This is a genomic window from Acidaminococcus nyctereutis (genome assembly GCF_052216985.1).
Taxonomy (GTDB): Bacteria; Bacillota; Negativicutes; order Acidaminococcales; family Acidaminococcaceae; genus Acidaminococcus; species Acidaminococcus fermentans_A.
The window spans coordinates 99463-113870 of the sequence record NZ_JBQOUY010000004.1; the positions used below are offsets into that span (position 1 = coordinate 99463).

At 50.2% G+C, this 14408-nt stretch carries 11 protein-coding genes; 7 read left to right on the forward strand and 4 right to left on the reverse strand.

Annotation, left to right across the window (positions count from 1 at the left end; genetic code table 11):
* Positions 1 to 281: 281 nt before the first annotated feature.
* From ACTUHY_RS03735 to citD, 4 genes are all read right to left on the reverse strand, one after another.
* On the reverse strand, positions 282 to 1616 hold the full coding sequence (locus ACTUHY_RS03735; RefSeq protein WP_442826647.1) for a CitMHS family transporter: 1335 nt from the start codon (positions 1614 to 1616) through the stop codon (positions 282 to 284).
* Positions 1617 to 2087: 471 nt separating this feature from the next.
* Positions 2088 to 3650, reverse strand: a complete 1563-nt coding sequence (citF, locus tag ACTUHY_RS03740) for a citrate lyase subunit alpha (RefSeq protein WP_442826648.1) — start codon at positions 3648 to 3650, stop codon at positions 2088 to 2090.
* 1 nt (position 3651) lies between these two features.
* Positions 3652 to 4563, reverse strand: a complete 912-nt coding sequence (locus ACTUHY_RS03745) for an aldolase/citrate lyase family protein (protein ID WP_442826649.1) — start codon at positions 4561 to 4563, stop codon at positions 3652 to 3654.
* A 1-nt stretch (position 4564) separates the two neighbouring features.
* Positions 4565 to 4864, reverse strand: a complete 300-nt coding sequence (gene citD, locus ACTUHY_RS03750; protein WP_075578914.1) for a citrate lyase acyl carrier protein — start codon at positions 4862 to 4864, stop codon at positions 4565 to 4567.
* Between the two features lie 240 nt (positions 4865 to 5104).
* Between citD and ACTUHY_RS03755 the strand changes: the two genes are divergently transcribed.
* The 7 genes from ACTUHY_RS03755 to ACTUHY_RS03785 all read left to right on the forward strand — a co-directional run bounded on the left by ACTUHY_RS03755 (position 5105) and on the right by ACTUHY_RS03785 (position 14404).
* Positions 5105 to 6016: a LysR family transcriptional regulator gene (locus ACTUHY_RS03755; protein ID WP_278676191.1), complete on the forward strand. Its 912-nt coding sequence runs from the start codon at positions 5105 to 5107 to the stop codon at positions 6014 to 6016.
* Positions 6017 to 6023: 7 nt separating this feature from the next.
* Complete coding sequence (gene citG / locus ACTUHY_RS03760; RefSeq protein WP_442826650.1) at positions 6024 to 7403, forward strand: triphosphoribosyl-dephospho-CoA synthase CitG; 1380 nt, start codon at positions 6024 to 6026, stop codon at positions 7401 to 7403.
* Between the two features lie 543 nt (positions 7404 to 7946).
* On the forward strand, positions 7947 to 9257 hold the full coding sequence (locus ACTUHY_RS03765; protein ID WP_442826651.1) for a dicarboxylate/amino acid:cation symporter: 1311 nt from the start codon (positions 7947 to 7949) through the stop codon (positions 9255 to 9257).
* 100 nt (positions 9258 to 9357) lie between these two features.
* Positions 9358 to 10374, forward strand: a complete 1017-nt coding sequence (locus tag ACTUHY_RS03770; RefSeq protein WP_270421058.1) for an aminopeptidase — start codon at positions 9358 to 9360, stop codon at positions 10372 to 10374.
* A gap of 272 nt (positions 10375 to 10646) precedes the next feature.
* The gene (locus ACTUHY_RS03775; RefSeq protein WP_442826652.1) at positions 10647 to 11591 is read left to right on the forward strand and encodes a LysR family transcriptional regulator; all 945 of its coding nucleotides are present in this window, start codon (positions 10647 to 10649) and stop codon (positions 11589 to 11591) included.
* Between the two features lie 145 nt (positions 11592 to 11736).
* Positions 11737 to 13035 (forward strand): MATE family efflux transporter, encoded by a 1299-nt coding sequence (locus ACTUHY_RS03780; RefSeq protein WP_442826653.1) that lies wholly within the window; start codon positions 11737 to 11739, stop codon positions 13033 to 13035.
* 163 nt (positions 13036 to 13198) lie between these two features.
* Positions 13199 to 14404 carry a DUF401 family protein gene (locus ACTUHY_RS03785; protein WP_442826654.1) on the forward strand — a complete coding sequence of 402 codons (1206 nt, stop codon included), beginning with the start codon at positions 13199 to 13201 and terminating at the stop codon, positions 14402 to 14404.
* Positions 14405 to 14408: the final 4 nt, after the last annotated feature.

Consider the following 14408-nt stretch of genomic DNA (forward strand, 5'->3'; position numbering starts at 1 on the left):
GGCCGCCGGAAGCGGATTGGATGAATCCTTTTTTCTATGGCTCAATAGTAACATATGAACTTTCTGAAAACTAATATAAATAAGAGTATAAAAGATATAAGAAAATTCTTATAAAAAGGGTGTGAAGCAAGGCAGGATGCGGGGGAACGGGAATGAGAACAATTATCTGAAGTAATCGGAAATAAAAATAACTTGGGAAAGTCCGGGTGCCTTCCTTCGTTCAGTGACCATAGACCAGTGACAAAAAAGCCACCCCCAAAGGGATGGCTTTTCTATGAATCTTACAGATGGAACAGACCCAGCACCAGGCCGCAGGCCAGGGAGATCCAGGACAGGACCCACAGGCGGGGAGCACAGAAGGTGAGCAGTTCTTTGATGGAGATACCAGCCAGGCCGCAGGCCAGGAAGGTGGTGGCAGCGTGAGGAGTGACCATGACGCCGTAGTTCTTCCCGATCAGCATGGCCATGGCCATGTTGTGAGGATCAACGCCGAACTGCTGGCCGACGCCGATGGCCAGAGGCAGCAGACCGAAGAAGTAGGAGTCGGTACCCAGCATCATGCCGATGGGCACAGCGAAGAACCCGAACACATCCTGCAGATGGGGCCCCAGAGCAGCCGGGACAATGTTGATCAGCATCTGGGCCATGGCCTTCATCATGCCGGTCTTGGACAGCACACCCAGGAACACGCCGGAAGCCAGCAGGATCATGGGCATGCTCAGAGCGGTAGCAGCGTGCATCTTAATGGCACGAGCCTGGTCCTTGGCAGTGTGGAAGTTGGCAATCAAGGCCACAGCCAGACCGAACATAAATGCACCGTACAGAGGGATCTTGGTGAAGCACAGCAGGCCGATGACGAACAGGGTCAGGATGCCGTTGAACCAGATCATCTTGGGACGGCGCATGAAAGCGGCGTCATCAGCGGACAGATCATCGTCAGCGGATTTTTCATCTTCATCCTCAGATAATTCCGCAGCTTTACCGGTAGGATTCAGGCCGGCGCCCCGTTTCTTTTCCATCATGCCCATGTAAGCAGCGAAGATCAGCAGGATGATCAGACCGGCACCCTGCAGAGGCAGCAGCTGTTGCCACAGAACGTTAACGTCCGCATTCAGCACTACACCGGTACGGGCCACAGGGCCGCCCCAGGGCAGCAGGTTCATGATGGACATAGCGGCACCGATGATGCAGACCAGCACCACAGGACGCATATGCAGCTTCTTGTAGATGGGGAGCATAGCGGGGATGGTGATCAGCAGGGTGGAAGCCAGAGCGCCGTCCAGGTGGGAAATGACGGCGATGCAGGCGGTAGCCACGGTCACCAAGACGATGTTGTCACCGGCTTTTTTAACCAGCCAGTTCACCATGGGGTCGAACAGCCCCATATCACCCATCATGGAGAAGTAAACGATGGAGAAGATGAACAGTACAGCAGTGGACCAGGTCTTGGTCACACCGGCTTTCACGAAGCCGAAGATTTCGGCGGGAGAGAACCCGCAGATCAGAGCAGCGATGACGGGAACCATCACGAACAGAGGAACCGGGTTGGATTTACCACGGATCAGAGCTGCCACGATGATGACAACCATCAAGAAACCAACAACGCCCAAAAACATAGTGCAATTTCCTCCTTTGGAAATAAAATGGGGTGTCCCCGAGACGGGCCGGCCTCGGAAACCGGAAAATAGAGTGCAACAAACACCACTACATAGTACCATAGGAACATTCTGAAAACGAATATAAAAATCAAAATGAAACTCATAAGCATATGCTTATAGAATACCTATAAAGCCAGTCTGGATGCGGGTTTCCAGCAGAAAACAAAATTGTTTCATTTGAACATAAATAGAGATAATTTGAGAAAATTTTAATAAACAGGGAGGCTGTTGCATGCGCAACAGCCTGTCATAAGTCATACGCCGATGGAAGCCAGCTTTGCTGGCGACGAACGCAAGAAAACCTTTTGAATCCTTTATTAAATTTTAAAATCAATTTGCTAAAATTGATTTCCATAAGCGTATGACGTATGACGACTGACGTATGACAAAAAAGCCACCCCGGTCGGGATGGCTTTTTTATCGATTCAATCAGAATTCAGCTTTCTTCACTTGACGGACCACGTCCATGATGGAACCGTCACGGGCTTCGATGATGCCCACGACCCGGTCGCCGAACTGTACAGGGTCAGGAGTGCCCACCATCTTGTAAGCGGTATCCCGCAGTTCTTCGATGGTGCAGATGGGCAGATCGGTGTCTTTTACTGCATCGATAATGTCCTGCCGACGGGGATTGATGGCGATGCCGTAGTCGGTGACCACCACGTCAACGGTCTCGCCCGGAGTGGTGACCGTGGTACATTCGGTGCAGATAGCCGGGATACGGCCTTGCAGCAGCGGAGCGATGACGATGGTGCATTTGGCACCGGCAGCGGTATCCGGATGGCCGCCCTGAGCCCCGGTGATCACGCCGTCAGAGCCCACGACCACGTTGACGTTGAAGTGGGTATCTACTTCCAGTGCGCCCAGGATGACATAATCCAGCTTATTCACATAAGCACCCTTGTTGAAGGGGTCAGCATACTGAGAAGTGGTGATTTCGTAATGGTTGGGGTTGGTCTTGATGTCTTCGATGGAAGCCATATCGAAATCCTGGGTATCGGCAATCTTGTCGATCAGGCCTTCATGCTGGAGTTCGCAGATGGCCTGGGCAATGCCGCCCATGGCAACCCCGATATGGATGTTATCTTTCCGCAGATGTTCAGCCAGGAACTTGGTGGAAGCGATGGAAGCACCGCCCACGCCGGTCTGGTAGATGAAGCCGTCTTTGTACCAGGGCGTATGCACCATGAAATCAGCAGCATACTTGGCCATCAGGAGCTTTCTCTGGTCAGTGGTGGGTTTGGCAGCACCGGTAGCGATCTTGGTGGGGTCGCCGATGGCGTCCACTTTGACTACATAGTCTACGTTAGTCATGTCGATGGAAGCAGGTACGTTGGGGAAGGGGACCAGGGTATCGGTCACCACGACCACTTTGTCCGCATACTGGGCATCCACAGCAGCATAGCCCAATACGCCGCAGTCAGCACCATTCTGGCTGCCGATGGCACGGCAGTTGCCCATATCATCCGCACTGGGAGCCCCGATGAAAGCGATATCGATGTGGGTTTCGCCGGTTTCAATGGCACGGACACGGCCGCCGTGGCCCCGCATGATGGCCAGGCCTTTCAGTTTGCCGTTGGAGATGGCTTCCCCGATTTTGCCCCGGACGCCGGAAGACTGGATGTTGGTGATGGTCCCGTCTTCAATCATGGGAACGATGGGGTTTTGGGCCTTCCCCAGAGAGGAAGCGCAGATGGTCAGGTCTTTGATGCCCATCTTGTGGATGGCTTCCATGACCATATTGACCACATAATCCCCTTCCCGGAAATGGTGATGGAAGGACAGGGTCATACCGTCTTTGATGCCGCATTTCTTCAGCACTTCTTCAATGGAATCCACTACTTTGCTGTAGCTGGGATCCATCACAGGAGCCACCGTATGGGTAGCTGCCTTGTATGCGGCCAGATGGTTCACGAAGCTTCCCTTGAAAACGTCTTTCCCGGTCTGCTTCAGGATTTCTTCAGGAATTTCTCTACCTACTGCGTTCTTCATCTTATAAATCCCCCTTATAGACACCGGCAGCCTTGGCCATGGAAATGGTTCTCTTGGCGCCGTCATAGAAGGCGATATCCAGCATCTTACCGTTCAGCTGGAACACACCGATACCCATAGCTTTCTTGGTATCGATTTCCCGGACAACCGCTTCAGCCCAGCAGATCTGTTTTTCAGTCGGGGTGAATACGTCATGGCAGACAGGGATCTGGCGCGGGTTGATGATGGATTTCCCATCGAAGCCCATTTGTTTGATCATTTCCACATCCTTGCGGAAGCCGTCCATATCGTCCAGGTCGGTGTAAACCGTATCGAAGCACATACGGCCGGTAGCCCGGGCAGTGATCACCATCTGCTGACGGGCACCCATCAGTTCCACACCGCTCTTGGAAATGCTGGTCTGCAGGTCACGGGTATAGTCCCCGCCAGACAGGGCGATCCCAAACAGACGGTCGGAAGAGGTGCAGATGTCATACAGGTTCAGCATGCCTTTGGTGGATTCGATGGCAGCCATGATCAGGGTGCTGCCAATGGGACGATGGAATTCTTTTTCTGCAGCCAGGATATGTTCTTCTACGATTTTGATATCTTTACCGGATTCAGTCTTGGCCAGACGGATGGCGTCGCAGCCGCCGGCGACGGAAACACGGATATCTTCTTTCCAGTGAGGAGTTTCCAGGCCGTTGATCCGGACGACTCTTTCACAGCCATGATAATCGATTTCTTTCAGGGCATGGAACAGGGAGTACCGGGCAGCATCCTTCTGGTTTTCGGCAACAGCATCTTCCAGGTCAAGCATGATGGAATCGGGTTTATATACATACGGGTCTTTGACCAGGCTCGGTTTCTGAGCGTTCAGGAACATCATGGATCTTCTCAGACGCTTGAAATTCGGATTCGTATTGATAACCATATTACAGCACCTCCCAGGGATTCGGCGTATCAGGATCCTCGTTGACAGAACGGAATACTGCGCCTTCCACGCGTGCTTTTAAAGTGCAGTCCAGAGCGCCCTTGTCCACGACAGAAACCTTTGCGTTGGTCACGTCCAGCTTCTTCAGGGTATCCAGGACAACAGCCTTGATCTGCCGTCCATATTGATGGATGACGCTGCTTTCAACAGTGAGCTCAATGCCGTTGGAACCGGGTTCTACGGTGATTTGGGCATCGGAAGACTCAACAGTGCCAGCCATGGCTGCCTTCTTCAATTCCATGTAAAATCACTCCTTCTAAACAGTTGTACAATGTACATTATGATGCACTTTGATAGTAACACAGGAAAAAATGGAAATCGAATATAAATAATGATATAATCTCTATAAGACATTCCTTATCAAATGCTGGAGACCCCCACAGGATGCGGGACTCAGGAATTGCAGGAATTATGTCAAATTATATGAAATTAAAATTTCTTTGGAAATAATGGATTGCAGGGAAAAGAAAAGGAGGGGCATATGAACCTGAAACATGCGCAGTATATCATGGAGATCATCAAGGAGGGAAGCATCACCAACGCTTCCAAGACCATGCATGTCTCCCAGCCGGCGCTGAGCCAGACCATCAAAGCGGTGGAGAAATATCTGGGGGCGCCGATTTTTTTGCGGAATACCAATCCCATCGTCCTGACGGAAGCGGGAAAAAAATATATCGCTGCGGTGAAACAGGTCATCACCATCAGTTCCAACCTACTCCATGAAGTGGCGGATATCCAGTACGAAGGGTACGGGACCCTGCGGCTGGGCATCCCCATCCAGCGGGCCATGCAGATGCTGCCGGCGGTGATGCCGGTGTTCCGGCAGCGCTATCCCCATATCAAGCTCCAGATCCACGAAGCGGGCAGCAATATCACGGAAAACGAAGTCCTGAATGGGGGAGTGGACCTGGCCATCCTGACCACCACCCCCACCAATGACGAACTGAAATATGAACTGGTGGAAACGGAAGATGTGGTGCTGGTGGCCAATAAGATGACTACTTTGGCCCAGCGGGTGAAGGCAGGGACTCCCATCCACATCACAGAGGCCCGGAACGAAGAGTTCATTTCCATTACCGAAGGCCATAATGTGCGCCGGGTCCAGGATACCCTGTTCAGTGTCTATGAAATCAAACCCAACGTGATCCTGGAGACGTCCAGCATCGAAGTGGGGAAACGGCTGGTTTCTGCCATGGAAGCCGTATTCATCTGCCCGGATGTGTACCTGGACGAATACTTCTTGTCACAGGATAAGTGTGTGTTGTATCCTTTATTGGGTGTGGCCAATAAGCGGTACTGCTATGTATGCTGCCGCAAGGACGCCTATCTCAGCCCTTATGCCCGGGCCTTCATCGAATTGATCCGGACATTGGGCAAGAAAAGGAAGGAATAAAGAAATCATGAAAGAAACTGTCATCCGTCTGGCAGGCCCCCAGGTGGAAGTGCCGGATATGCTCTTGGCCCGTGACGGCCGGGCAGCGGCCCAGAGAAAACTCCTGGAACGGTACCGCCGTCCTTTGCTGTTCTTCACCCAGAATATCCCCGGACCGGTGAAGACTTCTGCCTTGATCCATCTGGGCTTCCTGGAGGGGATCCGCAGGTTGGAAAGGGCCCTCCAGGAAGCCGGGATCCCCATCCTCTTCCAGAAAACCATCGATTGGAAAACTGGTTATGAAAAATACTATGTACTGGATGGAAATGCCCTGGCCATCAAAAAAATCACCTGTGCCATCGAGAACCAGGACCGGCTGGGACGGCTCTATGACATGGATGTGCTGGCGGAAGACGGACACAAGATCTCCCGGACGGATATCGGGCTGCCAGGCCGTCTGTGCCTGGTGTGCTCCCAGCCGGCCCAGGCCTGTGCCCGGAGCCGGAAACACAGCGTGCCGGTGCTGGTGCGGAACGTCCATCGGGTACTGGAAAGTTTCCTGTTGGACTGGGTGGAAAATGCCCTGCACCAGGGACTCCAGGGAGAAGTGGATGCCACGCCCAAGCCCGGGCTGGTGGATAAGGACAATCCCGGTGCCCACCAGGATATGGATTGGCATACCTTTGCCCGAAGCACCGAGGCCATCGTGCCCCATCTCCGGCAGATGGCGGAAAAAGGCTGGGATTGGGAAGGGTCTGGGGAGGACTTGTTTTCAACTCTGCGCCCCATGGGCGCGGCTGCGGAAAAGGCCATGTTCCGGGCTACAGGAAATGTGAATACCCATAAGGGCATCATCTTTTCCCTGGGCCTGGTGACCAGTTTCACCCTGTGGCACCTGGCTCGGACCGGAAAGGTGGAAAGCGAGATGGTGCTCCAAGAAATCGGAGAAGCGGTGACACCGCTCCTGGAAAAGGATTTTGTCAAGATCGACCGGTACCATCCCCATACCCACGGAGAAGTGCTCTATGTGGAGCAGGGCTGCCGGGGCATCCGGGGAGAAGCCATGGAAGGGTTCCCGGCGGTGAGCCGGATCGCCCTGCCGGCCTTGCGCCAGTTCCGCAAAGAAGGCAGACCGGAAAATGAGGCCTATATCCAGACCTTACTGCTCCTTTTGAGCCAGGTGGAAGACACCAACATCCTCAGCCGATCCGACCGGCCCACCCTGGCAGCGGCCCAAGCAGCGGCCAGGGAAGTGCTGGCTAAAGGAGGCGCTTTCATCGAAGAAGGCATGGAAGCGGTGTGGACACTGAACGAAAGTTTCGTGGAAAAGAATATCAGTCCAGGAGGCTGCGCTGATCTCCTGATCTTGGCCATCTTCTTGGAAAAGATGGAAGGGCTGATGGAATGAAGAAAGGGATTGTTGCACGTTGATGGGTGATGAGCCCCTCTGGTCGCGGGTCGCGAGTCGTGAGTCGCGAGCTTGTTGGTGCAGACCGAAAATCCAATTTTGCAAATCCCAACCGATTTTCTCTTATCATCCTATAGAAAAAGAACAAATGACTTAAACGTCCAGGCTCGCGACCCGCGACCGGGGGTGTGAATTTTTTCACACCCCCTTTCTTTTTTTACGCTCCGCTCAAGGGGCGTTCAGGGGTACCCTGGCTGGCTCTGGGCAGATTGTATGCCTTTGCTCATAGTAGGGAATGGATCTTGGGCCCCAAAGAGAAAAAAACTGACGGAGCGTCTGCCAAAAGGGTGATACAGAAAAGTTATAATTTGGATTTCCGAGATGAATTCTTTATGACAGGTTTTCTATTCTCAGCCTATGTTGACTTATAGCCAATGAGTTATGGTCCATATCGATTTTACATAACTTTTGAGATTTCTGTTCAACTTTTGTACTATGGAATCAGACCTCATGAGGAACGGAAAATGAGAAGGAGGAATCAACATGGCGGACAGGAAACAACGGGCACAGCCTAAAAAATCCATGCCATTGTATGGACGAATCTTTATCGCTCTGGGTGTGGGAATTGCTTTCGGCTATATCCTCAATGCCATAGGGGGAACCCATCAGCCAGTGATCAACAATCATATTCTACCTTTTCTACAGTTTCTCGGAGATTTTTTTATTAAATTGATCAAAATGGTGGTGGTTCCCTTAGTCTTTTTCTGTATCGTGGATGCAGCACTGTCACTGGGAGACATCAACAAACTGAAAAGTGTAGGTGTGACTACCATAATCTGGTTCTTGGCAACCGGGATGCTTTCAGCCATGATCGGACTCTTCTGGGTTAACTTGATCCAACCGGGAAGAGGGCTGCAGCTGGGAACGGTAGGAAATGGAGTAAAAACAAAAGCACTGCCAGGGATGTATCAGACAATCCTTGATTTCATTCCAACCAATCCATTTGAATCTCTTACATCCGGATCCATGATGCAAATCATTGTATTTTCTTTATTCATTGGATTTGCCATTATTTCTCTGGGAGAAAAGGCGGAACCGTTGGGCAAAATCTTCAGCATGCTGTCTATGGTTATGTTTAAGATTGTAGATTATGTGATTGCCATCATTCCAGTTGGTGTTTTTGGGCTGATGTCTACTACCATGACTAAATATGGCACAGCCATTTTCGGACCAGTACTGAAATTCATTCTGACTGATTACCTAGCATGTCTTTCTACTACTTTTGGCGTCTATACTCTGCTATTGATTTTCATAGGCCATGTCAACGTGTTTACCTTCTGGAAAAAAGCTTTTGCCAGTTGGTTGGTTGCTTTCAGTACTTGTACTTCCAGTGCAGCACTGCCAGTGTCTATGGATATTGCGCCTAACAAAATGGGGGCACCAAAAGATATTTCCAGTTTTATCCTTCCTTTGGGCTGTACAGCCCAGATGAACGGAACCTGTGCTTATTTTGCTGTGGTCATCCTTTTTGCGGCACAGCTCTACGGAGTTGAACTGAGCCTGCCGCAACAGATTCTCCTTTGCGTACAAGCTACTTTTCTCAGTGTGGGATGTGCAGCCACTCCACAGATTGGGTTAGTCATCAGCTTGACACTGATGACACAGATGGGTTTGCCTTTGGATGGCTATTCTCTAGTAGCAGGAATCTACCGAATTGTGGATCAAATCCATACGGCAACCAATTCCGTAGGAGATTTGGTTGCAACGGTCTGTATTTCTAATCTGCAGAATGAATTGGACCATGAGAAATTCGATGATCTAACCTTGCTTGATCAGAAGGATGGAGCTTCATGAGACTTTTTGAAAAATGACTGCGGGCATATGGCAAGTAATATGATAATGACGAGGACGAAAGAAAAGAACCAATGGTATCAAGGAAAGGAGTGCAAGAAAAATGGCAGACAACAGGATCATTGAATGCATGGAACGGGCGCAGTATATTTTAGGAACTCTGATGGCAGTGAAGCCTGGAGAAGAGGTGTTGATCGTAGTAGATCCCCAGACTGACGAGCGGATGACACAGGCTATGGCGGCTGCTGCCTTGAACTGTGGGGCAGAATATGGTGTTTATATGATGCCAATCCGAGGAAAAGACAAGGCTACGATCTTTCCGAAATCTTTGGAACTTGGGATGGATGCCTGTGATGTATTTGTTGGGATGACCACAGCGTCAGGAGCGGCTATCTATAATAACCATCTAAAGGAATTGATTACCCAGAAAAAACTTCGGGAAGTATCTATTTGTCTGAGAAATATTGATAATTTCACGCGGGGAGGAGCCCTAGCGGACTATGAAAAAGTTTATCAGGATGGGCAGCGGCTGCAGGCCATCTGGAGAGGGAAGAAGACCGCTCATATTACCACTCCAGCAGGTACCGATCTGTACATGGAGATGAACCAGATGGAACCGATTATTGAGTGTGGGATTGCTCGGAATCCTGGGGATGCTATGGCTTGGTCAGATGGGGAAGTATCCTTGGGACCAGTAATCGGCACTACCCATGGTACATTGGTCATTGATGGCCCCATCTGCTATTATGGCTGCCCAACAATTCCTGTGGAACTGCGGATTGAAGGCGGACGGATTGTAGAAGTGGCAGGCGGAGATCAAAAAATCTGCAAAGAAATCCGTCGGCAAATTGCTGAAATCAAAGACAGTGACAATATTGCTGAAATTGGAATCGGACTCAATCCGGTATGCCTCTACAACGGAGATTTTGAAGAAGAGAAAAAGGCACGGGGAACCTGCCACATTGCAATGGGGAACGGATTCTATTATGGACAGCCTGCAAGAAGTACAGTCCATATTGACATGGTCCAGTATAATCCCACGATTGTGTTTGATGAAGGGTCTTCTACAGAAACACTGATTGTAAAAGACGGTAAAGTCGTCTGTCTGGGCGATAAATAACTCTTTCGAAGAACCGTATATCGTAAAAATCCATCTATGGGTTATTTACCACTGCTTGGAATGGAAAATATTCTTTCCTTTGCTTTGGAATATCAGCCTATAGATGGATTTTTTATAGTGATTCCAGGATTTGTAACTAATATTTCACATTTCATAGGAAATACATCAATGTAAGAAAAGAGTAAAATGATAGAAAGGAGGGAAAAAATGGACAGATATTTCCTTTCTGCCCAAAGACGGCGAACTGTTTTCATGAGATAAGGGGAAACAAAATGCTTGAAAAAATTGAATATGTTTACGCTGTCTACCAGGAAAGAAGTTTTTCAAAAGCAGCGAAAAAAATGTTTATCAGTCAGCCGGCCCTCAGTAAAATGATCCGAAAGGCAGAACAGGATATCGGTGTCCCTATTTTTGATAGAAGTACTATTCCCATTACTTTAACGCCCGAAGGGAAAAAATATATAGAAGCCATAAAAGCCATCTATCAAATAGAAAATAATGTGCTGAGGTATTTTAAAGATTTGAAAGAATTGAAGACGGGAACGCTGTCTTTAGGCGGATCATCCTATTTTTGTTCTTTTGTATTTCCAGATTTGATCAGCCGTTTTAATGATCTTTACCCAGGCATCCAGTGTGATTTGACCGAGGGAAACGTGCAGGAGCTGCGAAAAGGGCTGCTGGACGGACGATTTGATCTGGTATTGGAGACAGGTCTTCAGGAAGATCGTGATATTAAAAATATCTATTATCGAATGGAAAGGATTATCCTAGCAGTCCCCAAAAACTATAGCGTGAATGTAGGACTGGAAAAATACCAGATTCTCCGGGAAAGTATTAACAGCCAAGCCTTCTTGGGGCTTTCTGTACCAGCGGTACCTTTGGAATTGTTTCGGGATACGCCTTTTGTCAAGATGAAACCCGGCAATGATATGTTTGGCCGTTCTACACAGATTTGCCTGGATGCTGGTTTCGCAATGAAAGTAAAAATCTATGTGGATCAGGTTATGACATCGCTGAATATTGCTTCTGCAGGGATGGGGGCTCTGTTCATCAGGGCGGATATTGTACAATGTTTGTCCCAGTCTGATAATCTATATTTTTACAAATTGGGACATCCTCTGGCAGTGCGGGAAATCAACTGGGCTGTCAAAAAAGGGTCTTATCTGTCTAAAGCCTCTCGGGCTTTTATTGAACTAGCTAATTTTTCCCGTAAGTAGGTGAAAACAAAAGGCAGAACCGCGTGATAAACCTAAAGTATTATTGAGAAAGAAGGTCTTTATCATAGTTCCTAAAACTGGAAGCCAACCGGGAGAAACTTTCTTTATCAAAGAAAAAGGCTTTTTTTATGGCTGGGCTTCTTTGATGGCTCTGATCGCTTCCCAGAATTTGGTGGCTTACAGTGTGAATATGGCAGACAATGTGATGCTGGGGAGTTACAGCCAGTCCGCTCTGTCAGGGTCGGCCATCGTCAACCAGATCTTTTTTGTGGTGCAGTTCCTGGCCAATGCGCTGGGGGAAGGAATCGTGGTTCTGGGCTCCCAGTATTGGGGGAAAAAGGATCTTCCGCCCATCCGGCGTTGCATCGGCATAGCTTTGCGGCTGGGCGCACTGGCTGGAAGCACTGTCCTGGCTTTATGCCTCCTGTGGCCACGGGGTCTTCTCAGCCTGTTTACTTTGGATCCGGTGATCTTGCTGGAAGCACAGGAATACCTCCAGATCCTGCAGTTCACTTTTCCTATTTTCATCCTTTCCACTATTCTCTATGCTGGGCTGCGTTCCATCGGCAGTGTAAAGATTGCTTTCTATAATTCGGTCCTTTCCCTGGGTATCAATGTGGTCTGTAATTATCTTTTTATTTATGGGAATTTTGGCTGTCCAGAAATGGGCATCCGGGGAGCGGCTGTAGGGACGGTCATCGCCCGGATCGCTGAATTGGCCATTGTGCTCCTGTATTTAGCCGGGGAGTCCCGCCTCCGGCTGTTTTCCCAAAAGCTATTTGTCCGGGATCCCCAACTGGAAAAAGACTATTTCCGGGTGACTATGCCCATTTTGGGAGCCCAGTTGCTATGGGCCTTGACCACGCCCATCCAGACAGCCATTTTGGGACATCTTTCGGCAGATGCCATTGCGGCCAATTCCGTAGCAACCACTTTTTATCAATACTTGAAAGTGATTGTCCAGGCCATGTGCTCAGCCACCGCAGTGACCATCGGCTGTATCGTAGGCAAAGGGGATTTGTGCCGGGTCAGGGAAGCCGGCCGGACTTTATCCGTGATTTTTGTGTTGGTGGGGCTTGTCCTGGGGGCAGGGCTCTATCTGCTGCGGCTGCCCCTTTTGTCTTTTTATGAATTGAACCCTCAGGCAATGGAGCTGGCTGACCAGCTGATGGCCCTCATGAGCGTGGTGATGGTGGGCATGTCCTACCAGATGCCGGTCAGCTCCGGGATCATCCGGGGCGGTGGCGATCCTCGGTACGGTTTTGTGACCAATCTGATCAGTACCTGGGGAATCGTCATGCCTCTGTCCTTTCTAGGGGCTTTTGTCTGGAGGCTTCCGGTGGTCCAAGTGGTCATGCTCCTCCAATCGGATCAGATCTTCAAAGTCATCCCGGCGTTCTGCTGGTACAGGAGTTACAGGTGGATCCGGAAACTGACCCGATAAAAAGGGCAAAGCCCTCTATGCAGGATTCTCCCTCCTAATTTTTATCTGAGTCCCTTTCAAAAAGCAGCTTTTTTCGATACAATAGAAGTATAGATAGCTGTCTTTTTCTCTGCCTTTTCTAATTTATCGAAAAAGACAGGGAAAGGAGGAGAGGAGGATCCCCATGACACCGTTATTGTATTTATTGTTGGTTTTCCTTGCCATTGTCATCCTTCTGGCCGTGGGACGGCCTCTTTATCAGGCCATTTTGGGAGGGCTCTGCCTGACCGCGGCGCTGTATCGGATCAGCCCGGGAGAAATCTTTCATCTTGTGGGGAATGTCTTTATCCACTGGGGGTCGCTGTCGGTCTTATTGTCCCTGTATCTCATTACCTATCTCCAGCGCATGCTGGAAGCTCGGCAGCAGATCAAGCTGGCCCAGCAGGACTTGAATGGATTGTTCCACAACCGGCGGGTGAATGCGGGAATCGCCCCCATGTTCATTGGCCTGCTGCCTTCTGCGGCGGCTATGATTCTGTGCGGAGATATCGTGAAGGAAGCAACGGATGGATACCTGGAACCGGAGGAGCAAGCTTTCGTCACCAGCTGGTTCCGTCATATTCCGGAAAGTTCCCTGCCCACCTATGCCAGTGTCTTGCTGTTGATGAACCTGGCCAATGCCCAGCTGCCGCCTTATATGCTGGCCATGGTGGGACCCGCGTGTGCTTTGATGGCCATAGGGTATTTCCGGTATCTCCGCCGTCTGCCCAAAGAACCGGGGACACCGGCCAGTACGGATAAAAAGGCCGACGCCATCCACTTGTTCCAGCACCTTTGGTCCCTGCTGCTGATCATCGGGGTCATCCTGGTCTTCAAAGTGTCCGTGGTCACGGCTGTTCTGCTCAGCATTTTCCTGAGTTTGATCGTTTATCGGTTTTCGTTCCAGGAAGTCAGGGCTATGGTGGTCAGCGCTTTTGAAAAGAAGTTGATCTTGAATACTTTCCTGGTCCTGGTCCTGAAGGAGTTCATCCAGTTCACCGGTGTGCTCCTGATCCTGCCCCAAGTCATCAGCCAGCTGCCCATCCCTCCTTTCCTGACTTTTGCCATCCTGTTTTTCCTGGGGGGGATCATCAGCGGAGCCCAAGGCATCATTGCCCTGGGGACGCCTCTGGCCATGGCTTCTCTCCAGGGAGGGATCCCGACCTTAGTCTTGCTCATGGGGATGGCCCATGCGGCCAGCCAGGTTTCGCCCACCCATGTATGCCTGGTAGTGGCCTCCGATTACTATCATGTCACTCTAGGGCAGCTGGTGAAGAAGACCCTGCCCAATTCCCTGCTGTTCTGCTTCTTCATCTTGGCGTATTATCTGCTGCTGCGGTGGGTGCTGTGAAAAG